At 68.6% G+C, this 23,009-nt stretch carries 20 protein-coding genes; 9 read left to right on the forward strand and 11 right to left on the reverse strand.

What is annotated here, in order from left to right; translation table 11 throughout:
• Positions 1–77: 77 nt before the first annotated feature.
• The gene (locus tag ABZ824_RS13105) at positions 78–2,228 is read left to right on the forward strand and encodes a 3-hydroxyacyl-CoA dehydrogenase NAD-binding domain-containing protein (protein WP_356963418.1); all 2,151 of its coding nucleotides are present in this window, start codon (positions 78–80) and stop codon (positions 2,226–2,228) included.
• 113 nt (positions 2,229–2,341) lie between these two features.
• Positions 2,342–3,439, forward strand: coding sequence for an esterase-like activity of phytase family protein (locus tag ABZ824_RS13110; protein ID WP_356963419.1), 1,098 nt, complete (start codon positions 2,342–2,344; stop codon positions 3,437–3,439).
• Here ABZ824_RS13110 and ABZ824_RS13115 read toward each other — a convergent pair.
• The gene (locus tag ABZ824_RS13115; protein WP_356963420.1) at positions 3,436–3,918 is read right to left on the reverse strand and encodes a MarR family transcriptional regulator; all 483 of its coding nucleotides are present in this window, start codon (positions 3,916–3,918) and stop codon (positions 3,436–3,438) included. The genes ABZ824_RS13110 and ABZ824_RS13115 overlap by 4 nt on opposite strands.
• A 390-nt stretch (positions 3,919–4,308) precedes the next feature.
• On the opposite strand from ABZ824_RS13115, the gene ABZ824_RS13120 reads away from it, so the two are divergent.
• Complete coding sequence (locus ABZ824_RS13120; RefSeq protein ID WP_355078730.1) at positions 4,309–7,890, forward strand: protein kinase; 3,582 nt, start codon at positions 4,309–4,311, stop codon at positions 7,888–7,890.
• 10 nt (positions 7,891–7,900) lie between these two features.
• On the opposite strand, the gene ABZ824_RS13125 is transcribed toward ABZ824_RS13120, so the two are convergent.
• Entirely contained in the window at positions 7,901–9,217 is a 1,317-nt protein-coding gene (locus ABZ824_RS13125) for a class I SAM-dependent methyltransferase (RefSeq protein WP_355078729.1), read from the reverse strand.
• A complete protein-coding gene (locus ABZ824_RS13130; RefSeq protein ID WP_356963514.1) occupies positions 9,214–10,656 on the reverse strand; it encodes an FAD-binding oxidoreductase in 1,443 nt (480 codons plus the stop codon). Before ABZ824_RS13130 ends, ABZ824_RS13125 begins: the two co-directional genes overlap by 4 nt.
• A gap of 206 nt (positions 10,657–10,862) precedes the next feature.
• Here ABZ824_RS13130 and ABZ824_RS13135 point away from each other — a divergent pair, with 206 nt between their 5' ends.
• Entirely contained in the window at positions 10,863–11,297 is a 435-nt protein-coding gene (locus tag ABZ824_RS13135; protein WP_355078728.1) for an SRPBCC family protein, read from the forward strand.
• A gap of 48 nt (positions 11,298–11,345) precedes the next feature.
• Here ABZ824_RS13135 and ABZ824_RS13140 read toward each other — a convergent pair whose 3' ends face one another.
• From ABZ824_RS13140 to ABZ824_RS13150, 3 genes are read right to left on the reverse strand one after another with little or no spacing between them, the layout of a single operon-like run.
• Positions 11,346–11,693 (reverse strand): VOC family protein, encoded by a 348-nt coding sequence (locus tag ABZ824_RS13140; RefSeq protein ID WP_356963421.1) that lies wholly within the window; start codon positions 11,691–11,693, stop codon positions 11,346–11,348.
• Between the two features lie 12 nt (positions 11,694–11,705).
• On the reverse strand, positions 11,706–12,518 hold the full coding sequence (locus ABZ824_RS13145; protein ID WP_356963422.1) for a MerR family transcriptional regulator: 813 nt from the start codon (positions 12,516–12,518) through the stop codon (positions 11,706–11,708).
• A 51-nt stretch (positions 12,519–12,569) separates the two neighbouring features.
• The gene (locus tag ABZ824_RS13150; RefSeq protein WP_356963423.1) at positions 12,570–13,193 is read right to left on the reverse strand and encodes a hypothetical protein; all 624 of its coding nucleotides are present in this window, start codon (positions 13,191–13,193) and stop codon (positions 12,570–12,572) included.
• 211 nt (positions 13,194–13,404) lie between these two features.
• On the opposite strand from ABZ824_RS13150, the gene ABZ824_RS13155 reads away from it, so the two are divergent.
• The 3 genes from ABZ824_RS13155 to ABZ824_RS13165 all read left to right on the forward strand — a co-directional run bounded on the left by ABZ824_RS13155 (position 13,405) and on the right by ABZ824_RS13165 (position 15,043).
• On the forward strand, positions 13,405–13,740 hold the full coding sequence (locus ABZ824_RS13155; RefSeq protein ID WP_355078724.1) for a YbaB/EbfC family nucleoid-associated protein: 336 nt from the start codon (positions 13,405–13,407) through the stop codon (positions 13,738–13,740).
• A 13-nt stretch (positions 13,741–13,753) separates the two neighbouring features.
• On the forward strand, positions 13,754–14,362 hold the full coding sequence (gene recR, locus ABZ824_RS13160; protein ID WP_063018922.1) for a recombination mediator RecR: 609 nt from the start codon (positions 13,754–13,756) through the stop codon (positions 14,360–14,362).
• Positions 14,363–14,425: 63 nt separating this feature from the next.
• Positions 14,426–15,043, forward strand: coding sequence for a LysE family translocator (locus ABZ824_RS13165; RefSeq protein WP_356963424.1), 618 nt, complete (start codon positions 14,426–14,428; stop codon positions 15,041–15,043).
• 6 nt (positions 15,044–15,049) lie between these two features.
• On the opposite strand, the gene ABZ824_RS13170 is transcribed toward ABZ824_RS13165, so the two are convergent.
• The gene (locus ABZ824_RS13170; protein ID WP_355078722.1) at positions 15,050–15,694 is read right to left on the reverse strand and encodes a hypothetical protein; all 645 of its coding nucleotides are present in this window, start codon (positions 15,692–15,694) and stop codon (positions 15,050–15,052) included.
• A 21-nt stretch (positions 15,695–15,715) separates the two neighbouring features.
• Positions 15,716–15,922, reverse strand: coding sequence for a hypothetical protein (locus tag ABZ824_RS13175; RefSeq protein WP_356963425.1), 207 nt, complete (start codon positions 15,920–15,922; stop codon positions 15,716–15,718).
• Positions 15,923–16,171: 249 nt separating this feature from the next.
• On the opposite strand from ABZ824_RS13175, the gene ABZ824_RS13180 reads away from it, so the two are divergent.
• On the forward strand, positions 16,172–19,261 hold the full coding sequence (locus ABZ824_RS13180; protein WP_356963426.1) for a circularly permuted type 2 ATP-grasp protein: 3,090 nt from the start codon (positions 16,172–16,174) through the stop codon (positions 19,259–19,261).
• Entirely contained in the window at positions 19,258–20,202 is a 945-nt protein-coding gene (locus ABZ824_RS13185) for a transglutaminase family protein (RefSeq protein ID WP_356963427.1), read from the forward strand. Before ABZ824_RS13180 ends, ABZ824_RS13185 begins: the two co-directional genes overlap by 4 nt.
• 153 nt (positions 20,203–20,355) lie before the next feature.
• Here ABZ824_RS13185 and ABZ824_RS13190 read toward each other — a convergent pair whose 3' ends face one another.
• The 3 genes from ABZ824_RS13190 to ABZ824_RS13200 form a co-directional block, all read right to left on the reverse strand.
• The gene (locus ABZ824_RS13190) at positions 20,356–20,913 is read right to left on the reverse strand and encodes a dihydrofolate reductase family protein (RefSeq protein ID WP_356963428.1); all 558 of its coding nucleotides are present in this window, start codon (positions 20,911–20,913) and stop codon (positions 20,356–20,358) included.
• A 125-nt stretch (positions 20,914–21,038) separates the two neighbouring features.
• Entirely contained in the window at positions 21,039–21,749 is a 711-nt protein-coding gene (locus ABZ824_RS13195) for a glutamine amidotransferase (protein WP_356963429.1), read from the reverse strand.
• Complete coding sequence (locus ABZ824_RS13200; protein ID WP_355078717.1) at positions 21,746–22,984, reverse strand: Mur ligase family protein; 1,239 nt, start codon at positions 22,982–22,984, stop codon at positions 21,746–21,748. The genes ABZ824_RS13195 and ABZ824_RS13200 overlap by 4 nt, the downstream gene beginning before the upstream one ends.
• Positions 22,985–23,009 lie beyond the last annotated feature (25 nt).

Genomic DNA, 23,009 nt, shown 5'->3' on the forward strand with positions numbered 1-23,009 from the left:
GTCAGGCCCGGAGGCGGCAGCCTGCGTATCCACGTAGGGCCGCGAACGCTGCTAATTCACCAAGGAGACACAGAGCTGTGAGCGAAACCAACATGATCGGTTGGGAGCAGGATTCGGACGGCATCGTCGTACTGACGATGGACGACCCGAACCAGGGCGCCAACACGATGAACGAGCTGTACAAGAAATCGATGACGGCCACCGTCGACCGGCTCGAGGCGGAGAAGGACAACATCACCGGTGTCGTCCTGACCTCCGCGAAGAAGACCTTCTTCGCCGGCGGCGACCTGAAGAACATGATGAAGGTCGGTCCGGACGACGCCCAGACGCTGATGGAGGAGCTCACCGAGATCAAGAGCGCCCTGCGTCGCCTGGAGCAGCTGGGCAAGCCGGTCGTGGCCGCCATCAACGGCGCGGCGCTCGGCGGCGGCCTGGAGATCGCGCTGGCCACCCATCACCGCATCGCGGCGGACGTGCCGGGTTCGCAGATCGGTCTGCCCGAGGCCACCCTCGGCCTGCTGCCCGCGGGCGGCGGCGTCATCCGCACCGTGCGCATGCTTGGCCTGCAGAACGCCCTGATGCAGGTGCTGCTGCAGGGTCAGCGCAACAAGCCGGCCAAGGCCAAGGAGATCGGCCTGATCGATGAGCTGGTCGGTTCGGTCGAGGAGCTGGTCCCCGCCGCCAAGGCGTGGATCAAGGCCAACCCCGAAGCCGGCGTGCAGCCTTGGGACAAGAAGGGCTTCAAGATCCCCGGCGGCACCCCGTCGTCCCCGGCCTTCGCGGCCAACCTGCCCGCGTTCCCGGCGAACCTGCGCAAGCAGATCAAGGGTGCGAACATGCCCGCGCCGCGCGCGATCATGTCCGCCGCGGTCGAGGGCTCGCAGGTCGACATCGACAACGCGTCGCTGATCGAGTCCCGCTACTTCGTGCACCTGCTCACCGGCCCGGTCGCGAAGAACATGATCCAGGCGTTCTTCTTCGACCTGCAGACGATCAACAACGGCGGTTCGCGTCCGAAGGACGTGCCGAAGAAGGAGATCAAGAAGGTCGGCGTGCTCGGCGCGGGCATGATGGGCGCGGGCATCGCGTACGTCTCCGCGAAGGCGGGCTACGACGTCGTGCTGAAGGACGTCTCCATCGAGGCGGCCGAGCGCGGCAAGAACTACTCCGAGAAGATCGAGGCCAAGGCGCTCTCCCGGGGCAAGACCACCGAGGAGAAGTCCAAGGCGCTGCTGGACCGGATCAAGCCGACCGCGGACGCGGCCGACTTCGCCGGCGTCGACTTCGTCATCGAGGCCGTCTTCGAGAACACCGAGCTGAAGCACAAGGTGTTCCAGGAGATCGAGGACGTCGTCACCCCCGACGCGCTGCTCGGCTCGAACACCTCCACCCTGCCGATCACCGGTCTGGCGACCGGCGTGAAGCGCCAGGAGGACTTCATCGGCATCCACTTCTTCTCGCCGGTCGACAAGATGCCGCTGGTGGAGATCATCCGGGGTGAGAAGACCTCGGACGAGGCGCTGGCCCGGGTGTTCGACTACACCCTCGCGATCAAGAAGACTCCGATCGTCGTCAACGACAGCCGCGGCTTCTTCACCTCCCGCGTGATCGGCACCTTCGTCAACGAGGCGATCGCCATGCTCAAGGAGGGCATCGAGCCCGCCACCATCGAGCAGGCCGGTCTGCAGGCGGGCTACCCGGCCGCGCCGCTGCAGCTGTCGGACGAGCTGAACATGAAGCTCATGCAGAAGATCGCCAAGGAGACCTTGGAAGCCGCGCAGTCGGGCGACACCACCCTGGGCGTCAAGCGGCACCCGGCGCAGGACGTCATCGACTACATGGTGTCCGAGGGTCGTCCGGGCCGCCTGGAGAAGGCGGGCTTCTACGAGTACGACGAGAACGGCAAGCGCACCGGTCTGTGGCCGGGCCTGCGTGAGCACTTCAAGACCACTGCGGGCTTCGGCGTCCCGCTGCAGGATCTGATCGACCGCATGCTGTTCGCGGAGGCGATCGAGACCCAGAAGTGCTTCGACGAGGGCGTGCTCACCTCCACCGCCGACGCGAACATCGGTTCGATCTTCGGCATCGGCTTCCCGGCCTGGACCGGTGGTGTGCACCAGTTCATCGTCGGTTACCCGGGTGGCCAGGAGGCCTTCGTGGAGCGTGCCGACTACCTCGCCAAGACCTACGGCGAGCGCTTCGAGGTTCCGGCCTCGCTGCGTAAGTAATCGCGCGCCGCGACGCAACGCCGAAGCCCGCCATCGCTTTTCGCGGTGGCGGGCTTCGGCCGTTTTCCGGCCCGTTCGCCTGCGCGTCCGTTCGGCGCGATAGGTTGGCAGCCGTGCCGAGACGTAGTCGCCATGTTCTGATCGCCAGTTGCGCCCTCGCGCTCGCATCGGCCCCGGTGGCGGCCGCCGATCCGGTGACGACGCCATCGGTGCGTCTGCTGGGCGAGCAAGTCGTCGCGTCGAGCCTGGACTTCGCGGGCACCACCGTGGGTGGCCTGTCCGGGATCGACTACTCCGCGCGCACCGGTGAATTCGTGCTGATCAGCGACGATCGTTCGAACAAGAACCCCGCGCGGTACTACACCGCGCGCTTCGAGGTCGGCGAGCGCGGAGTCGGACCGGTGACCTTCACCGGCACGCACCCCCTGCTGACCGTGGCGGGCGCGCCCTACGCGCCGATGTCGGTCGACCCGGAGGAGATCCGGGTGGACCCGTGGACCGGCGATTACTACTGGACGCAGGAAGGCGAGCGGGACGGCGCCCTGCTGCAAGATCCGTCGGTGCGGATCGCGCACCCGGACGGCTCCTATGTCGGTGACCTGCCGATCCCGGAGAACGAGCGGATGCGCCCCGACTCCGGGCCGCAACAGAACCAGGCACTGGAGGCCGCGACCTTCCTCGCGGGCGGCACGTTGTTCGCCACCGCCACGGAAGGGCCGCTGCTGCAGGACGGGCCGGCGGCGACCACGACGAGCGGGGCACTTACCCGGATCACCGTCCAGGCGCGATCCGGGCCACTGCTCGCCCAGTACGCGTATCCGCTGGATCCGGTCTTCGCCGAGTCGCGGCCGCAGCCCGGCCGCGGCGCGAACGGGATCGCGTCGATCCTCGCCGCCGATCCGCTGGACCCCACGAAACTTCTTGTGCTGGAACGGTCCTTCTCGCCCGGCACGCCCAACAAGATCCGCGTCTACGAGGCCGATCTGAGCGCCGCGACCAACATCCTCGACGGCTCGATCGGCGCTGCCCGCCCGGTGGCCAAGCGGCTGCTGGTGGATCTCGACGACGTCGGGCTCGCCGCCGTCGACAACGTGGAGGGCATGACCTGGGGGCCGCGTCTGCCCTCCGGTGAGCGCACCTTGGTTCTGGTCAGCGACGACAATTTCGACAGCCGCCAGATCACCCAGATCATCGCCCTCGCCGTGGCCTAGTCCGTGCCACGCAGCTCCTCGGCGGCGGCCTGGTACGCGGCAGCCGCCCTGGTGAAGTAGTCGAACAGCACCTCGCGCTGTTCGGGTGCGTAGCCGCCGATGATCTCGCCGATGCGCTGCCGTGCGGGGGCGAGCACCTCGTCGAGATCGGCTGGCTTGCCGATCAATTCGACGATCACCTTCCGGCGGTCGCCGGGGACCGGCGCGCGGCGCACGTAGCCCGCGTCCTCCAGGCGGTCGATCAGCCGGGTGGTCGGGCCGGTGGTCAGGCCGCTGCGCGCGCCGAGTTCGCCCGGCGTCATCGGCCCGGCCAGTTCGAGGATGTTGAGCGCGTACAGATCGGTGGCGCCCAGATCGACCGCCCGCGCCCCGGCTTGTCCGTGCAGCATGACCGCGCTCAGGTAGCGCCGGTAGATCTCGCGGGCGTCGGCGCGGAGTCCGGGCGCCGTGGCCTCGCGGTCGGGTTCAGGTGTCGACACGGGTATTCCTCCGCACCTAATGTCTGCTCATATAAAGATAGTTCTACAAAGAAGAAAGCTCTCTGAAGAAGTAAAATATCACGGCAGGTCACCACCGCGCCGACCGGGTTCCCGTAACCGAGGTGGTTGGTCGAATCGCCTCGGGGTATCCGCTCATGTGGATCTGAAGTGGCGGTGGTCACAACCAAGGCGGCATCGGCGCCGAAACCGCTCAGCGGCGCGAAACACGCGGATTCGGAACACACCCGACCTGTTCGGAAACGTCACCCGCGTGATACCGCACCGCGCTACGTTGGAGTATGCGCAGGCATATCGGACACGGCGTCCGGCGGTCGGCGCGGAGTTGGTCGCCGATGTCGCCGATTCGATGTGAGTGTTCGAGGTGATCACATGAATCCACAGACGCGTTCGGGCCGGGTGCGCCCCGAATCCCCTGCGGCCGAGGCGAAGACGCAGCGGCAGCCGCCCGTCGACATCGCCGACGAACTGGAGGCGATGGGCCTGTCCGGTGCGGTGGAGATCGGCCGCGGCGGATTCGGGGTGGTGTATCGCTGCATCCAGACCGCGTTGGACCGGGTGGTCGCGGTGAAGGTGCTTCCCTCGGAGATCGACCAGGAGAGCAGAGAGCGGTTCCTGCGCGAGGAACAGGCCATGGGCAGGCTCTCCGGCCACCCGAACATCGTCGACATACTCCAGGTGGACGTGACGGCGACCGGAATGCCGCTCATCGTCATGCCGTACTGCACCCACGGGTCGCTGGAAAAGCTGATTCGCGATCAAGGCCCATTGACCTGGGCGGACTCGCTACGAGCAGGCGTCAAGCTGGCAGGAGCCATCGAGAGCGCGCACCGCGCCCGAATCCTGCACCGCGACGTGAAACCGGCGAATGTGCTGCTCAGTGGTTACGGCGAGCCGCAGCTGACGGATTTCGGCATCGCCCGCATCCCGGGCGGGTTCCGCACGTCCAGCAGCATGATCACCGGCTCGCCCGCGTTCACCGCGCCGGAGGTCCTCAAAGGTGACGAGCCGACCATCCGCTCCGACGTCTACGGCCTCGGCTCGACGTTGTTCGCCTTGCTCACCGGGCACGCGGCCTTCGAGCGGCAGGCGGGCGAGCGGGTGGTCGCGCAGTTCCTGCGGATCACCACCCAGCCGGTGCCCGATCTGCGTGAACAGGACATTCCGCCGGATGTCGCCGGCGTCATCGAACAGGCCATGTCCCCGAATCCGCGGGATCGCCCGGCCAGCGCCTACGAGTTCGGCGAAATGCTGCGCGCGGTGCAGCGCGGCCACGATCAGTTGCCGGACGAGATGGCGCTGCTGGAGACCACGCCGGAGCCCGAAACGACCACCCCGGCCGCCGTGGGCGAACCGACCGCGGTGTGGACCGCCTCCCGTCCCGCGGTCACCGCGCGGCGCAGCTGGCCGTTGACGCTACGGCCCGCCGTCTCCCAGCATCCGGCGGTCGTGCCGGCGACGCCGCCGACGGCCGTGACCAAGTTCTGGCCGCCCACGCCCACGCGAGAGCCGATTCCACGGCCGCGTCTGCTGGACATCCTGCGCGCGGGCGGGCGGCGCAGGTTGGCAGTGATCCACGCGCCCGCGGGCTTCGGCAAGAGCACGCTGGCCGCGCAGTGGCGCGCCGAGCTCAGCGAAGGTGACACCGCGGTCGCCTGGATCGGCATCGACCGGGACGACGACAACGAGATCTGGCTGCTCGCCCATCTGATCCAGGCCATCCGCCGGGTGCATCCGGACGTCGGCGCCGGTCTGGACCAGGTACTGGAGGAACGGCCCGCCGACGCGGCCGCTTTCGTGATTCCCACCCTCATCGACGAGATCCACGCGGCGGGCAGGACGGTCGTGGTGATCGTCGAGGACTGGCAGCGGATCACCGACGCGGGCGCGCATCGCGCGATGGAAGCTCTGCTGGACAACTGCTGCCACCACCTGCGTTTCGTCGTGACCAGCCGGGAACAGTCCGGCCTGCCGACCAGCCGCATGCGAGTGCACGACGAACTGGTCGAGATCGGCTCGGCCGCGCTGCGCCTCAACGAGGCGGAGACCAGGCAGATCCTGGTGGAGCGCAACGGCTTCGACCTGACGCCGGAACAGGTCACCGAAATCCACACCGCCACCGACGGCTGGCCCGCGGCCATCCAATTGGTGGGCCTGTCCTTGCGCGGCAACGCCGACCCAGCTCAGCTGATCGCCACCCTCTCCGAAGGCAACCACGGCATTCGCGAATACCTCGCTGAAAACGTCTTGGACACTTTGGAACCGAAGATGCTCGAGTTCCTGATGTCGATCGCGGTGACCGAGCGGGTGTGCGGTTCGCTCGCCGCGGCGTTGTCCGGGGAGCCGGATGCCGAGCAGCTGCTCGAGCAGGCCGAGCAGCGTGAGCTGTTCCTGCGGCGCATCGAGCACGACCCCGAGTGGTTCCGGATGCAGCCGCTGTTCGCGGAGCACCTGCGGACCCGGCTCGACCGCGTCCACCCGGGGAAGCTGAAGTCGCTGCACCGCAAGGCTTCGCGCTGGTACGCCGAACACCAGCTGCTGCGCAAGTCGGTCGACCATGCGCTGGCCGCGACCGATCTGAAGATGGCGCTGGACCTGCTCGAGGGTGGCGGGATGGACCTGATCGACGGTTCCCGGCTCGCCACGCTGCTGGGCAGCGTGTCGAAGCTGCCGATGCAGCAGGTGGCGTCGCGCTCGAAGTTGCTGATGGCGGTGGCCAGGGCGAACGTCAACCTGCAGCAGTCCGGCGCGGCGCGCAACGCCCTGGGCAGGCTGTCCAACATCCTGGCCCGCGGGTCCACCGGCGACGCCGATGTGCGGGTGCAGCGCTGCCAGGCGGCCGTGCTCGCCGCCTCCGACCAGATCGCGCGCGACCACACCGATGGCGTGCTGGATCGAGTCGCCGACTGCCTGCGGGAGCCGGACGATCTACCCGTGTGGACGGTCTCGACGGCGGCCAACCTGACATCCTTCGTGCGCCTGTGCGAGTTCGACTTCGAGGGCGCGAGGAACATCCAGGAGTGGGCCGAGGAGTACCACGAACGCTCGAAGGATTCGCTCGGCCTGGTGTTCGGTCGCTGCGGCCAGGGCGCCGCCGCCTACGAGCAACTCGACGTGGACACCGCCACGCGCTGTTTCCAGCAGGCCTGGGACTTCGCGCGGGAACGCTCGGGACCGCGCTCGCACGCGGTGCGGGTCGCCGCGGCGCTGCTGGGCGAGATGAGCTACCGCAGGGGCGATCTGGCGACCGCCGACCGGTTGCTCGACGAAAGTCACGAGCTGGTCACCCGGGTCGGTCCGGTGGACTTCCTGATCTCCACCTTCGTCGTCGGCGCCCGGGTCAAGGCGGTCGGGGGAGATCTGTTCACCGCGGCAACGCGGCTGGACGAGGGCGCGCGCATCGCCGCCGACAACCGACTGCCCCGGCTGGCCGCCCACATCCGGGCCGAACGGCTGCGTCTGGGCATGGCGCTGGAGTCCGCGGATCGCCGCTACACCGACCTCAGTGAATCCACGCCGCTCCAGGCGGCGCATCGGCTGACCGGCGCCGCCCTGCTCACCGCCGAAGCCGAGGAACTCGCCGCCATCCGCGCACTGCTCGCCGAACGCCGGCTCGGCTCCGACGACCGGGCGGTGCGCCGCGCCCGCGCGCTGTCCGACCACACCCGCCAGAAGCACCGCCCGCGCGCTCAATTGGACGCCGCGCTGCTCCTCGCGGAATGTCTGGCCACCGCGGGCTGGGTCGGTGAGGCCACCAACCTGCTGCTGCCCGCCGTCGCGACCTGCGCCGACCTCGGCTGGACCAGGCCGCTGCTGGACGCGGGCCCCGGCGTGGTCGGCATCCTGCGCGTGCTGCGCGCCGACCTGCCCGCCTCCGCCCAGGTCGGCGACGTCGAACTGCCCGCCCCGTTCCTGGATGAACTCCTGAACGAGGCGGGCAGCAACGCCTTCTGAACGTCCCGGTCTACGGCTGCCACCACGGGCGCAGCGGTACGGTCCAGTCGCCGTCGGCGGGCAACTTGACGCCGAGCACCTGGTGCAGCTGCACCACGTTGCGCTGGAAGCCCAGTCGGCAGCCCGCCATATACAGGCCCCACACCTTCGCGGTGCCCTCGCCGACCTCCGCGACGCAGGCGTCCCAGTTGGCGACCAGGTTCTTGCACCATTCGTGCAGAGTCAGGGCGTAGTGCTCGCGCAGGTTCTCCTCGTGCAGCACTTCGAGCCCGATGTTCTGGATCTCGGAGATGATCCGGCCGGAGCCGATCAGCTCGCCGTCCGGGAACACGTAGCGGTCGATGAAATCGCCCGCCTTGGTGGTGCGGGTGTTGTCCGGGCGGGTGATGCAGTGGTTCAGGAACAGGCCGCCGTCGCGCAGCTTGTTCTTGATGTAGTCGAAGTAGTACGGGTAGTTGTGCACCCCGATGTGCTCGGTGAGCCCGATCGAGGACACCGCGTCGAACTCGCCCTCCGGCACGTCGCGATAGTCGGAGTGCCGCACTTCGGCCAGCTCGGCCAGGCCCTCCTCGGCGATCTTCTTCTGCGCCCAATCCGCCTGCTCGGCCGAGAGCGTCGCGCCGATCACCTTGACGCCGCGCTTGGCGGCGTAACGCACCATGCCGCCCCAGCCGCAGCCGATGTCGAGCAGCCGGTCACCCTCCTTCAAGCGCAGCTTCTCGAACACCAGGCGGTACTTGTTCTCCTGCGCCTGCTCGAGCGTCCAGCTCTCGTCGCCGTAGGTCGCGCAGGTGTAGGTCATCGACGGGCCGAGCACGTGCTCGTAGAAGGCGTTCGAGACGTCGTAGTGGTGGTGGATGGCTTCGGCGTCGCGCGTCTTGGAGTGGCGCAGTCCCTCGAAGGCGATCCGCCGCCAGCGCGGCAGCGTCTCCTGCGGCGGCGGGGCGACCGGCTTGAGCCGCTCCCAGCCCAGCGAGCGCGCGATGGTCACCAGGGCCAGCGCGGACGGACGGCGGAACTTCAAGCTGTCCATCGCCTTCAGGATCGCGTACGGATCACCCGGGTGCACCCCGCTGGCGGTCATGTCGCCTGCGATGTAGGCGCGCGCCATGCCCAGGTCGCCGGGGGCCGTGGCCAGGTAGTTGATGCCACGCGGAGTCCGGATGTCCAGCGCGAACTCCGAGTCCTCCGGTCCGGTGGCGCTGCCGTCGTAGGCCGTCAACCGGATCGGGACTTCGCCCTCGACGAGGGTCTCGAAGATCTCGGCAATGCTGAGTTTGGTTCCGAGATCGGCGAAGACATCGGAACGGTCCTTGAATGTCGTCATTTGCGTTGCACCGCCTTCGAATACAAATCCAGCAGGCGCTGGTTCGGGTCGTAGCGTTTTTTCAGTTCGGTGTAGGTGTTTCCGCCGTAGAGCGCCGCGAACTCATCCTTGTCGTAGAAGGAATCCGAGTACAGCGACTTATGACCGTCGAATTCGGTCACTTTGTGCTCGATCGCGCGGTTGGCCGCGCCCTCCTGCTGCCCGGGAGCGGTGGGCACGGCCGACCAGAATCCGACGTTCACGTAGGTCCGGTCCGGCTCCAGGGGATACAGCGGCCAAGCGCGTTCGCCGGGCCGCTGCGTGCGGCCGGTCTCGCGCAAACGCAGCGGGCACAGCCAGATCGGCTCGATCGGAATCTCGCGCAGGAACCACTCCACGAAGTCGGCGGTGCGGTCCACCGGCACCTCGATGTCCTGCACGACCCGCTCACGCGGGGGGTTGCCCTTGCGGGCCTCCAGCTTGTCGCCGATGTCGTACTTGTGATCGAGCGCAACCAGCTTCCAATAGAAGCTGCTGCGCCGATAGCGCTTCGGCCAGAACCGGCGGATCCTCGGATTCTGCGTGCCGAAGGCGCGGGAGCACCAGAACCAGTCGGTGTCCCAGCGCCACAGGTAGTCGTGGATGGTCAGGCGGTCGCGTTTGGGCGTTTCGCCCTCGTGCTGGATGGACCGGTAGTAGATGTCCATCCCGGTGTAGTCGCTGACCGGGCCCGGCTCGTCGGTGCGGCGGCCCAGCGTCAGATAGCTCTCCTCGGCGGAGAAGACGACGCCGTCGAGGTAGTCCACGGGCTCGTCCTCATAGACCCGATCCGTGACGATCGTCGCGAGGGTGGCCTCCAGTTCGCGCAGGTCCCGGAAGCGAACGTGCCGCAGCGCGACGTACGGTTGTACTTCTTCCAGCTCGATCTTCAGCCGGACCGTGTAACCCAACGTCCCGTAGGAATTCGGGAAGCCGTGGAACAGATCGGCGTGCTCGTTGTCCGGCGTGGCGGTGAGGATCTCGCCCGCGCCGGTCAGCACGTCCATCTCCAGCACCGACTCGTGCGGCAAACCGCTGCGGAAGGAGGTGGACTCGATGCCGAGGCCGGTGACCGCTCCGCCCAGCGTGATGGTCTTGAGCTGGGGAACGACCAGCGGCGCGAGCCCGTACGGGAGGGTGGCGGCGACCAGCTCCTCGTAGGTGGTCATGCCAGCGACGTCGGCGGTCCTCGCCACGGGGTCGACCGCGATCACCCTGGTCAGCCCCGAGACATCGAGGCCGGGCGCGGTGTTCTTCGCCCTGGCGCGGAAAAGGTTCGAGGTCTTCTTGGCCAAACGGACGTTGGCGTGCTCGGGTATGGCGCGGTAACTCGCCAGAAGGCGATCCACGCCGGCTCGATGCGCGGCAAATCCTGATTCGCGTGCGGCCGGTGCGTGTCCGGCCTTCCCCAACAGACTCACTGCCACCCCTCGACGCTAGTACGGACCATACTGCGGGGCCACCGCGAGGTCTCGGTCGTGGAGAAATGTCACGCATATGTTGCGAAACGGAATACCGAATCGTCCGGAGAAGTTCGCCACACGCTCCGCCCTCGCCGTTATCATCCGGGGCCGACAGGGCAGGATGGAGATCCGTCGAGACACCGCATCCGGACAAGGAGCTCATTGTGGGACAGGTCAGCGCCAGTAGTTCGATCGACGTGGCGGCGGATCCGCAGCGCGCGCTGGAGGCCATCGCCGACTACGACACGGTGCGTCCGCGCATCCTCTCGTCGCACTACCGCGACTACAAGGTGGTCGAAGGGGGCAAGGGCGCGGGCACCGTCGCGGAATGGACGTTGCAGGCCACCGAGAAGCGCTCGCGCAACGTGCACGCGGTCGTCTCGGTGTCCGATTCCATTGTCACCGAGCGCGACTCGAATTCGACCTTGGTGAACACCTGGACCGTCACCCCGGAGGGCGCGGGCGCGCGAGTCACGCTGCGCACCACGTGGAAGGGCGCGGGCGGCGTCGCGGGCATCTTCGAGGGCATCTTCGCGCCGCTCGGCCTGAAGAAGATCCAGGCCGAGGTGCTCGGCAACCTCCAGCGCGAACTGGCCTGATCGTACGGCCGCGACGACGGCCATGGCCGTCGTCGCGGTCTGCTGGGTCTATTCGGCCGCGATGTCGAAGAGGTTCCCCTCGGGATCGGCCAGCGTCGTCCACTTCATGCCCCACTCGTCGAAGTCGGCGACGTGCTTCGCGCCGAGATCGATCGCGCGCGCAACCTCGTCCCGGCCGGAAGCGAGCAGGTCGAGGTGGATGACGTTCTTGCCGGGGTTCTTGTCGGGCACGCGGATGAACATCAGCGGGGTCGCGGCGTTCGCGGTCCGGCCGACGGTGGCGAACTCCGGGGTGGGGTCGGGATCGACGGGCGTCTCCAGCAACTGTGACCAGAATTCGGCGAGCGCGCCCGCGTTCGCACAATCGATGGTGACGTGGGCGATCGAGATCGTCATGGATATCTCCTTTTATGGTTGGGCGACGGGCCAGCACACTTCGGTCCGGTAGCCGGCGGGTTCATCGGACGTGTCCGGTCCGAGCAGGTACATCTCGCGGATCGGCTCGGGCAGCGCGACAGCGTGTTCGGCGACGTGACTGCCCAGTGCGCCGTAGGTCCGGTCGAAATCGTCGAACGGGCCCTCGTGCACGGCGACGGCGAAACGGCGCGCGGGTAGCTCGATGAGTGAAAGCATTGCCGGCAGCACCACATCCGTGTCGGCGACTGGGACGAACGCGACTACTTCGCCTTCGTCCTGCTCGAAGAAGTCGGTGCTGTAGGTGGCGCCGGCGACGCCCGCAGGCGCGATGCTCGCGGCGGCCAGCGACTCGTACAACGCCTGGAACGTCGAAGCGCACCACTCGCCGATGTGTTCGCGCGCCACCGTCGCGCCGATCGCCGCCGCCGGGAACGCCCCGACCACGCGATACTCCACGGCGATCGGAGCCGATGGCGTCAGCAGCGCGCGCAACGAGGCCACGACCGCGCGGGTGCGGGTCAGCTCGGCTTCCATGCGCTCCAGATGCGCCCGCAGCGTGGCGTCACGGGTGTTCTCGTCCGGCGCGGCCAGCACGGCGCGGATCTCCGGAACCGGCATGTCCAGCTCGCGCAGCCGCCGGATCAACTGTGCCTGCGTCACCTGCGCCGTCGCGTACCGCCGATAGCCCGAATTCGCGTCTATGCCGGCCGGAGCGAGCAGACCGATCTCGTGGTAGTAGCGCAACGTCTTCACGCTGAGATTGCTCAGCCTGGAGAATTCCCCGATGGGGACGGTGGCCGTCATGGCACCAGCCAACACCCTCCAGTGACGGGAGGGTCAAACGACACCCGCTGTTCAGGCGAGCGCGAAGGTCAGCAGCAGGGTGGTCTGGAACATGCCGCGCCACCACGAGTAGCCGAACCACACACCGGGAGTGACTTCCCGGATCTCGTCGTAGACCTGCGGCGTCGGCGAGGGCGCGTAGTTCAGTGCCCAGGTCGGCTGCCCATCGGTCAGGGCGGGCGCGACGTAGACGTCGGCGCCCCAGGCCTCGAAGCCCGCACCGGTGAGGCGGTTCATCAGGAAGCCGCCGTCCGGGCCGGTGTAGAAGGTCTTGCCGATCCACAGCGGGGGCGCGATGGCCTGCATGACCGGCGGGCGAGTGACCCAGCCCGATTTCACGCCGACCGGAACGGCGCCGAGCGGTGCGGCGCGGAAGATCGCGTCCTGCTGCTCCGGCGAGCACCGGGAACGCAGCGAATCGAGCGTCGCGGCCTTGTCGTCCGGGTAGAGGACGCAGCCGCCCCCGTAGTCGGCGGCCGCCGGGGTCGTCTGGGGCTCGTCTGCCCCTTGCGCGTCGATCACTCCGGGCGTGTCGGTGATCTCCGTATCCGCGGACGCCGCTGCGCCGAGAAAGATGCTGGGAACACCGAGCGTGAGCACCAGGGTGCTCAGGAAACGTGCACGAACTGCGATCATCATTGGCTCCAGATTTGCACACCGCTTTCCGACTCGGTGTCGATGGTAAGGCGCGCATGGTCGGTTCCGATCGGAACTACCCAACCTGTTATCCGCCATGCGCGCTGTTATCCGTCCTGCGCCGCGGACCTGGGACCGTCGGGCCGCGCCGGGGACCGGCCGCGGCAGGACTAGGCTGGCCGGTGACACCTTCTTCAGAGAGGACGCTCCCGTGCAGCCAGGTGGCCAGTTCGATATGCAACAGTTGCTCGCCCAGGCGCAGCAGATGCAGCAGGCGGTGATGGAAGCCCAGGCCGAGATCGCGGCGACCGAGGTGGACGGCGCTGCCGGCGGTGGCTTGGTGCAGGTCAGGCTGAAGGCGAGCGGTGAGGTGGTGTCGCTGACCATCGACCCGAAGGCCGTGGATCCCGACGATGTCGAGACATTGCAGGATTTGGTCATCGGTGCGGTCAACGACGCGATGGCCAACGCGCAGCGCATCGCCGCCGAACGGCTCGGACCCCTGTCCGGTGGCTTCGGCGGCGGCGGTTCGCTGCCCGGTTTCTGAGCCGAGGCAGCAGTTGTACGAGGGTCCGGTCCAGGATCTGATCGACGAATTGGGCAAACTGCCCGGCGTCGGTCCGAAGAGCGCGCAGCGCATCGCCTTTCATCTGCTCCAGGTGGAGCCGCCGGAGATCGATCGGCTGCAGGCCGCGCTGCAGAAGGTGCGTGACGGGGTGCAGTTCTGCGTGACATGCGGAACGGTGTCCGACGGCGAGCTGTGCCGCATCTGCGCCGACCCGCGCCGGGACCGGACCATGATCTGCGTGGTCGAGGAACCCAAGGACGTGCAGGCGATCGAGCGCACCAGGGAGTTCCGCGGTCGCTACCACGTGCTCGGCGGCGCGCTCGATCCGCTCAGCGGTGTCGGCCCCGACCAGCTGCGGATCCGGGAACTCCTGGCGCGTATCGGAAACCAGGAGGACGGCGTCGACGTCAGCGAGGTGATCATCGCGACGGACCCGAACACCGAGGGCGAGGCCACCGCCACCTACCTGGTCCGGATGCTGCGCGACTTTCCGGGTCTGAGCGTGACCAGGCTGGCCTCGGGCCTGCCGATGGGCGGCGACCTCGAATTCGCCGACGAGCTCACCCTCGGGCGCGCGCTGTCCGGCCGCCGCGCGCTATAGCTTGCGAAAACGCCTCCCGCGACGGGGATTGCGCCGCGCCGGGCGTGCGTTACCGTGTCGGGGATGAGCATCGAATTCGTGCTGACGACGCTCGTCATCGTCGCCACCCCCGGCACCGGTGTGCTGTTCACGTTGGCGGCGGGGCTGTCTCGCGGTGTGCGAGCCGCGGTGATCGCGGCCTTCGGCTGCACGCTCGGCATCGTTCCGCACATGATCGCGGCGATCACGGGTCTGGCCGCGCTGCTCAACGCCAGCGCGGTCGCGTTCCAGACGCTGAAGTACCTCGGCGTCGGCTATCTGGTGTACATGGCCTGGACCACGTTCCGGGACAAGGGCGCGCTCGCCGTGCCGGAACAGACCGGGCGCACCGCACCCTCGGCGCGGAAGGTGATCACCTCGGCGGTGCTGCTGAACCTCCTCAACCCCAAGCTGACCATCTTCTTCTTCGCGTTCCTGCCACAGTTCGTGCCCGGCGGCGCGCCGAACGCACTGGCGCGCATGCTCGAACTGAGCGGCATCTTCATGCTCGCCACCCTGGTGGTGTTCGCGGTGTACGGCGCGTGTGCCGCCGCCGTCCGCGACCAGGTCATTTCCCGTCCCGTCGTGGTCACCTGGATGCGCCGGGTCTTCGGCGCGTCGTTCCTCGCGCTGGCGGGCCGGTTGGCCACCCAGAACCAGTGACCGGGTTCAGAGGTCGACGCGCGACCAGGGCAGGCCGGGGAACCGGCTGCGGTCGTCGTTGGCCCAGCCCCAGATGAGGGCGGCTACGGTGGCGGGATCGGAGATGGTTGTGCCGAAATGCTTGTCGGGGGAGCCGTCCCGGTATTCCACGGTGTAGGCGCCGGAGTTCTCCCGGTAGGTCTGGATGTAGAACTGCTCGCCGCGTTCGACGACGAGGTACGGGTTGGGCGGGGCCAGCTCCGGAATCCACTGCTGGACCAGCGCTTCGGTCAGGTACGGGAACTCGCCCGCGCCGCCGTGCGTGACGATGGCCTCGACGTGCTCGGCGGGATCGATCAGCCAGGCCAGTTGCGGATCGTAGACGGCATAGTTCAGCGGTGTGGCGAGTTCGAACAGCAAGTGGCGGACGAAGCCGACCGCGTCGTAGGGGCACGGCACGTGCAGTGCCGCACCGGTGGCCGCGCCGCCGACCGGCACGGTGCTGAGGAAGTTGTCCTCCTCGGGCAGTTCCGCGTTGCGTCTGTTCAGTTCGGCCGCGATCTGCGCGACCGCCCCCGACTCGGGGACGCCCTGCTGGGTGCTCAGGTAGGCGTCGACCTCCGCGATCGACGATGCGACACCGGACGGCAGCAACACGTGGTCATAGCTCACCGGGCCAGGGTACGGAACCGCTCAGGCGCGGCGCCGGGCCGTCTCGCCGTCGCCACACCGGCAGCCGCCCGCGAGGTCTCGGCAATCGAGGACGAAGGCGTGCCTGGCGTGGCTGAGCTCCAGGCAGTGTTCGTCGGTGCATTCGGCGATCCGGCTCACGTGCACGATCAGGGTTCCGTGGCAGTGGTCGAACGCGGATTCGCAAGACGAACAGTCTGATCTACGCATAATGACCTCCTGACGAGATCGTTGTCGTCGTTCGGTGATACCACCGGTGCGGGCGCCACGGTGGGACGCGGGACCGTGTGTCGCTGCGCCGATGTTGAGCAAATGTTGAGCAAACAGTTGTCGCCGCACAGCGTTTTACCCGTTATGACCCCTGCTACATGCGAAAATGGCCGCAAAGACCACTGATGCGGGTGTCCGGCACAAGGTTTCCGGACCGCACCGGAAGCATTCGGCGACCGTTGGGCATGGATGGCGGAAGTGAGGTCGGCGGTGACGTTGCGCGATGAGCGGCAAGATACCGCGACCACCGTGCGGGAACAGGTCGCGCGCTACCGCGAAGATGCTTCTGCCACCGCCGCCTACGACGAGTGCGGCGCGCCGGTCGCGGGCTACTACGACGAATTGGTCGACGCCGACGGCAAGGTGCGCCGGGTGTGGTCGCAACTGTCCGCCGACTTCGCCGAACTCGGCGGGGACGGTTTGGGCAAGCTGGACAGCCGGGTGCGCAGGCTGATCGACGACGACGGCATCACCTACCTCGAGGCCGGCGCGTCGGCCGAGAACACGCCTGCGCCGTGGCGCCTCGATCCGATTCCCTTGCCGGTCGCCGCGGACGATTGGACCCGGCTGGAGGCCGGGCTGGAACAGCGCTCCCGCGTGTTCGACGAGGTGCTCACCGACATCTACGGTCCACGCAGGACGCTCGCCTCGGGACTGCTCCCACCGGAAGTCGTGTTCGGTAATCGCGGCTACGTACGAGCCGCGCACGGCATCACCGTGCCGGGGCGGCACCAACTCTTCCTGCACGCCTGCGATCTCAGTCGCTGGGGCGACGGCCGGTTCCGGGTGCTCGCCGACTGGGCGCAGGCGCCGTCCGGCGCCGGATACGCGCTGGCCGACCGCAGGGTCGTGTCGACCGCGATCCCGGAGGCGTTCGAGCACGCCAATCCGCGTCCGCTGACACCCTTCGCCAGGGCGATGCGATTGATGCTGATCGAATCCGCGCAGACCGACGACGACGAACCGGTGGTCGTCGTGCTCAGTCCAGGCGTGCATTCCGAGACCGCGTTCGATCAGGCCTATCTCGCCTCCACACTCGGCTTTCCGCTGGTTGAGAGCGCCGATCTGGTGGTGCGCGACGGCGCGCTGTGGATGCGGTCGCTCGGCACGCTGAAGCGGGTGGACGTGGTGCTGCGCCGGGTGGGCGCCGAATTCTCCGATCCGCTGGACCTGCGGCCGGATTCGCGGCTGGGCGTGGTGGGACTGGTCGAGGTGCTGCGCCGCGGCGCGGTGACGGTGGTGAACACGCTCGGCAGCGGGCTGCTGGAGAATCCCGCGCTGGCCGGATTCCTGCCCGCCCTGTCGCGCGCACTGCTCGGTGCGGACCTGTTGCTGGAGAACGCGCCGTCGTACTGGGGTGGTCATGAACGGGAGCGCGGACATCTGATCGCGAATCTGGACAAGCTGATCGTTCGCTCGGCGGTCGACGGCGCCACGCTGTTCGGCCCTGAACTGAGTCGGCGGCAGCGCGACGAGATGAAGGCGCGGATCGATGCGCACGGATGGCAATGGGTTGGCCAGGAACCGGCGCAGTTCTCCGTCGCGCCCGCCATCCGCGAGCACGACGGACTCGCCGCGGCTCCGGTCGGCATGCGATTGTTCTCGCTCGCCCATCGGCGCGGCTACACCGTGATGTCCGGCGGTCTCGGGCAGCTACGTCAGCGCACGACCGATCGCGCCGCGCGGAAAGTCGCCGCCAAGGACATCTGGGTGCGGGCCGCGCCGACGGCCGCCGCCGCGATCAGCACCGAGCCGTCGCGCGAGCCGCGGCGCACCGCTCCGGTCGTGGCGGGGATCAGCTCCCCCCGCGTGCTCAACGACCTGTTCTGGATCGGCCGCTACGGCGAGCGCGCGGAGGACACCGCCCGTCTCTTGATCGCCACCCACGAGCGCTACCAAGAGTTCCGGTATCGCCCCTGGCTGGAAGGCGCGGGCGCGTTACCGATCCTCTTGGCCGCCCTCGGACGGACCACCGCCACCGCGGCTCCGACCGACGGGCTGTTCGGTCCCGAGGTGCGAGCCTTTGCGCCGCAGCAGAGCTCGGTCGATCGCGGCCTGCTCGCTCCGTCGGGTGCCGGCGTCGACGAAGGTGTCGCGCAGTACGGCGACGAGCGGTCGCACGCTGCGGCCGGATCGTTTCCGGATTCTGGTGATGCTCCGGCATCGCCCGGTGCGGGCGAGTGCGCGCAGGGGACTTCGGTGCCGGTCCGGTCACGATCTTCCGGCCACGGGACAGACGAAAAATCCTCGACTGCCGCGCCATCCGGGCCGGGGACGCCGGAAGACATTGGGGGAGAAGGTGGTTCGGATCACATTGAGCACCACGCTGCCGTGCCCAGGAACGAAGCTATGGCCGGAGCCGGGGCGCGACAAAAGGTTACGGCTGGTGTGGAGGCCGTCGCCGAAGGGGCGGACGACGGCGTGGCCACCGGTGCGGCGCAGGACAGCGCTCCGGCGGCACACCGGGTGCCGGGCGCGTCCCGCGCGGGCCACGACTACCTCGTCGCACTGACGATAGACCGCGAGCTGCCCGGATCGCTGGCCTTCGCGATCGACCGGTACGGCAGCGCCGCGCGCGCCGTGCGCGACCAGTTGTCGGTGGACACGTGGATGATCCTCGGCTCGGTCGAGCGCGCGCTGGCGTGCTACCCCGCCGCGGTGGACGACCAAGAGGCGGAGTTGTCGGATGTGCATTCGCGAACCCTGGCCGGGCTGCTCGCGCTGTCCGGGATCGACGGCGAGTCGCTGATCCGCGACACCGGGTGGCACGTCAGGGACATCGGTAAGCGGATCGAGCGCGGTCTCGCCCTGACCGCGTTGCTGTCGGCCGCGCTGACCCAACGGTATCCGGAGGAGATCGAACGCGAGGTCACCGAATGGGTGCTGCGCGCCACCGAGTCCTCGGTGAGTTACCGTCGGCGCCACCAGGATTCGGTGCGGATCGCGAACGTCGCCGAGCTCCTGCTGTTCGACACCGCCAATCCGCGATCGCTGGCCTATCAGCTGGGCCGCCTGCACGCCGATTTCCAGGCGCTGCCCGGTGCGTCCGGCTCGTCGCGTCCGCAGCGGCTGCTCGCGGACGCGCGGCGCATGCTGCGCCGCCTCGATCCCGATGATCTCGAGGTCACCGACGCGAACGAACGGCGCACCGAACTGGCGGAGCTGCTGGAGGGAGTGCACGTGCGCCTGCGCAAGGTATCCGAGTCCTTCGAGACCACGACGCTGTCGCTCCCGGTCGACATCCAGCCGCTGTGGGGCAGCGCGCAGGTCGTCGGATGACCGGCCGTGCGGTCCGGCGCTACCGGATCGAGCATCGCACCAAGTACTCGTACTCCGGCGAAGTCATCAACTCCTATGGGCGCGCGTACTTGACGCCGCGCGATCTCCCCGGTCAGCGTCTGCTCGCGCACGAGATCCGGATCGACCCCGCCCCCTCGGACCGGTCGGTCGGCGCGGATGTGTGGGGCAACATCACGTCCTACTTCCACGTCACCACCGAGCATCGTGCTCTGACGGTCGTCGGCGAATCGCTGGTCGAAGTCGACGCGCCCGCCCGCGACGACGCGGGCTCGGCCGCCGAGCCGTGGGAACGCGCGCGCCCGACGGGGGCCAACGGGCCGTTCGCCGTGGAGTTCGCCCTCGACCTGCACCCGCAGGAGATCACGTCGGAGATCGTCGCGTACGCGGCCGAATCCCTCCGGCCGGGCAGGCCGCTGCTGGACGCGGTGGCCGAGTTGAACACCAGGATCTACACCGACTTCGCCTACCGGTCCGGCGCCACGACGGTGTCCACCCGGGTGGCCGACGTGTTCGCGGCCCGGGCAGGCGTCTGCCAGGACTTCGCGCGCCTCGCGGTCGCCTGCTTGCGGTCGCACGGCCTCGCCGCCCGGTACGTGTCCGGCTACCTGGCCACCGATCCACCACCAGGGAAGGAGCGCATGGTCGGCGCCGACGCCACGCACGCCTGGGCGGCGGTATGGGTGCCCGGCGCCGACGGACCCGACCGCTCGGGCCGGTGGATCGACCTCGACCCCACCAACGACCAACTCGGCGACGAGCGCTACATCACCGCCGCCTGGGGCCGCGACTACGCCGACGTCCCTCCGCTGCGCGGCATCATCTACACCGATGCGAAGGACAGCACGATCACCGTCTCCGTCGACGTCACCGAGGTGGGTGTACCAGGCCATCTACTCGTGGCTCGCGAATACGGACGGTGAAGGCATGGTCCCGGAACGCCGACGAGATCGAGCGCCCACCGCGCCGACTGGCACGGTGGCGAGGCGAACCACCCAGGCAAATCGGCTCGGGCCCGTGGCGGGGTGACGGATGGTCGGACCGTCCGGTTGACGCCGTCCGCCGGACGTCGGTCGTCAGCGCCCGGCTCGGACGTAGCGGGTCAGCACGGCTGCGCCGACCGTGTCGACCGACAGCAACTCGAGGTCCGCGGGCGGCTCGCCATCGGCGAACAAACGGTCACCGCTACCGAGGACCGTGGGGAAGATCAGCAGTCGGTACTCGTCGATCAGATCTTTTTCCCGCAATGCGCAAACGATGCTCAGGCTGCCGGTGACGATGACGTCGCCGGGTGCGTTCTCCACCGCCGTATGGAGGTCGCCTTCGACAAGCGTGGAATTCGTCCAGCTCGACGTGTCCGCCAGCGTGTGCGAGACGACCAGTTTCGCGGCCTTGTTCATGCGCGTGGCGAAGGGATCGTCGCGACCGGGCCAGATGGTGGCGAACAACTCCCAGGTGCGGCGGCCCAGCAGCAGCACGCCCTCATCGAGGGCATGCGCCAGGCGGAACTTGTCACCGCCGACGCTCTCGGGACCGTAGCGGAAGGCCCACCCGCCGGTCGCGGTGCCGCCGCGGCCGTCGGGATCGGACACTCTGCCGTCGAGGGTGACGAACTCGCAGACGATGACGCTCATGACCGGATTCCTTTCGATGGTGTGGCTGTGCACCGGTATGTACCGGCGAACACGCCCGAACTCATCGCTTCGATCCGGATTGCCGCGAATCAGCTACTCCGGCGACCTGACCGGCGGGAACAGGCTCAGGCGCGCAGGCGCTCCCGGCGGAGCTGGTCGACCTCGGGCAGGTCGAGGGGCGCCAGTTCGGTGACGCCGAGGGCGCGCATCAGCAGCAGGTCGGCGAGTTCGGGGTTACGGGCCAGCGCCGGGCCGTGCATGTAGGTGCCGATCACCGAACCCTGGACGACGCCCTCCAGCCCGTCGCCGACGCCGTTGCCGACGCCGCGGGTGACACGGGCCAGACCCTGCGCGTCGCCGCCGAGTTTCGTTCCGCCCCGGTGATTCTCGAAGCCGGTGAGTGGTGCGGTGAGCCCGTCGAGCAGTGGAGTGGTGGTCACCTCGCCGATGGCGCGTTTGTGCTGCGGCGAGGTGGTGACGTCGAGCAGGCCGACGCCGTCGACTCGCTCGCCCGCCGAGGTCTCGTACCACTGGCCGAGGACTTGGATGGCCGCGCAGATCGACAGCACCGGAGCGCCTCGCCCGGCGGCGCGCTGCAAGCCGGGGTAGCGCTGCAGGTGCCGGGTGGCCAGACGCTGGGCGGAATCCTCCGCGCCGCCCAGGGTGTAGACGTCCAGGGAATCGGGCACCGGCTCCGACAGCGTGATCTCGACGATCTCGGCGTCGTAGCCGCGCATGCGCAGTCGTTGCCGCAGCACGAGCGCGTTGCCGCCGTCGCCGTAGGTGCCCATCACGTCCGGCAGCACCAGGCCGATGCGGAAGGTCGACTCGGTCATGAAGCCCGCTCCTCGAGGTCACGGTTGAGATCACGGAAGGCGGTGTAGTTGGCCAGCACTTCCACATGGCCCGCGGGGCACGACGCGATGGCGCGGACCGGATCGGGCACCAGGGTGTGCTCCACGCCCGCGTAGGTCAGTCGCACCGCCAGGTCGGTGGCGCGTTCGCCCGCCGCCACCACCTGCACGCCTTCGAAGTGCTCGAAGCGCACGTCCCACAGCCAGGACAGGTCCTCGCCGTCGGGTACCTGGCCGTTCACCGCGATCACCAGGCCCGCCGAGGTCGGCTCGATCATCGACAGCGCCTCCTGCCAGCCGGCCGGGTTCTTGGCCAGCAGCAGACGCGCGTCGTGCTCGCCGACCTGCACGGTGCGGTAGCGGCCCGCGATCTCGCGGACCGTGCCCGCGGCCGCGACGGCCTGCTCCGGGTCGGCGCCCAGCGCGACCGCGGCGGCCACCGCCTGTGCGGCGTTGCCGCGGTTGGCCCGGCCCGGCAGTGCGAGCCGCAGCGGGAAACGCTTGCCCTCCCGCCCGACCAGATCGTCCCCGTCGAGCCACCAGTCCGGTTCGGGACGCTGGAAATCCGCTCCGGTACTGCGCCAGTGCGCGCCCTCCCAGACGATCGGCTCGCCGCTGCGCGGGCAGCTGGTCGCGTCCATCGCCCAGCCGCTGCCCGCGGCGACCCACACCACGTTGGGATGGTCGTAGGCGATGGAGGTGACCAGCACGTCGTCGCAGTTGGCGACCACCACGGTGGCCGGGTGCTTCGCCAGGCCCGCGCGCAGCTTGCGCTCGATCATGTTGATCTCGCCGACCCGGTCGAGCTGGTCGCGGCTGAGGTTCAGCAGCACCACCGCCGAGGGGTTCAGCGAATCGGTGACGTGCGGCAGGTGCAGTTCGTCGACCTCGATGGCGGCCAGCGGCGCGCGCCGGTGCGCGTTCAGCGCGGCGACGATGCCCGCGTCCATGTTCGCGCCGTCGGCCTGGGTCGCGACCGCGCCGAGGGTGCTGAGCGCGGCGGTGGTCATCCGCGTGGTGGTCGACTTGCCGTTCGTGCCGGTCACCAGCACGGTGCGCCGCCGCTGCCCGAGCTGGTCCATGACGGTCGGATCGATCTTCAACGCGATCAGTCCGCCGATCATCGACCCTTTGCCACGACCCGCCTTCTGCGAGGCCCAGGACGCCGCGGCCGCCGCCGCCAGCGCGAGCCGTCCGCGCACCGATAGTTCTGCCACGTCGCGAGTCTATGTTCGACGCGCG

It is taken from the genome of Nocardia sp. NPDC047038 (assembly GCF_040644075.1).
Taxonomy (GTDB): domain Bacteria; phylum Actinomycetota; class Actinomycetes; order Mycobacteriales; family Mycobacteriaceae; genus Nocardia; species Nocardia sichangensis.

What these genes read in the sequence shown, in the direction of transcription:
- ABZ824_RS13120 (WP_355078730.1), top strand. Translation starts at nt 4,309, where the DNA reads ATGAATCCACAGACGCGTTCGGGCCGGGTGCGCCCCGAATCCCCTGCG.
- ABZ824_RS13125 (WP_355078729.1), bottom strand. Translation starts at nt 9,217, where the DNA reads ATGACGACATTCAAGGACCGTTCCGATGTCTTCGCCGATCTCGGAACC.
- ABZ824_RS13140 (WP_356963421.1), bottom strand. Translation starts at nt 11,693, where the DNA reads ATGACGATCTCGATCGCCCACGTCACCATCGATTGTGCGAACGCGGGC.
- ABZ824_RS13145 (WP_356963422.1), bottom strand. Translation starts at nt 12,518, where the DNA reads ATGACGGCCACCGTCCCCATCGGGGAATTCTCCAGGCTGAGCAATCTC.
- ABZ824_RS13150 (WP_356963423.1), bottom strand. Translation starts at nt 13,193, where the DNA reads ATGATCGCAGTTCGTGCACGTTTCCTGAGCACCCTGGTGCTCACGCTC.
- ABZ824_RS13165 (WP_356963424.1), top strand. Translation starts at nt 14,426, where the DNA reads ATGAGCATCGAATTCGTGCTGACGACGCTCGTCATCGTCGCCACCCCC.
- ABZ824_RS13175 (WP_356963425.1), bottom strand. Translation starts at nt 15,922, where the DNA reads ATGCGTAGATCAGACTGTTCGTCTTGCGAATCCGCGTTCGACCACTGC.
- ABZ824_RS13180 (WP_356963426.1), top strand. Translation starts at nt 16,172, where the DNA reads ATGGCGGAAGTGAGGTCGGCGGTGACGTTGCGCGATGAGCGGCAAGAT.
- ABZ824_RS13185 (WP_356963427.1), top strand. Translation starts at nt 19,258, where the DNA reads ATGACCGGCCGTGCGGTCCGGCGCTACCGGATCGAGCATCGCACCAAG.
- ABZ824_RS13190 (WP_356963428.1), bottom strand. Translation starts at nt 20,913, where the DNA reads ATGAGCGTCATCGTCTGCGAGTTCGTCACCCTCGACGGCAGAGTGTCC.
- ABZ824_RS13195 (WP_356963429.1), bottom strand. Translation starts at nt 21,749, where the DNA reads ATGACCGAGTCGACCTTCCGCATCGGCCTGGTGCTGCCGGACGTGATG.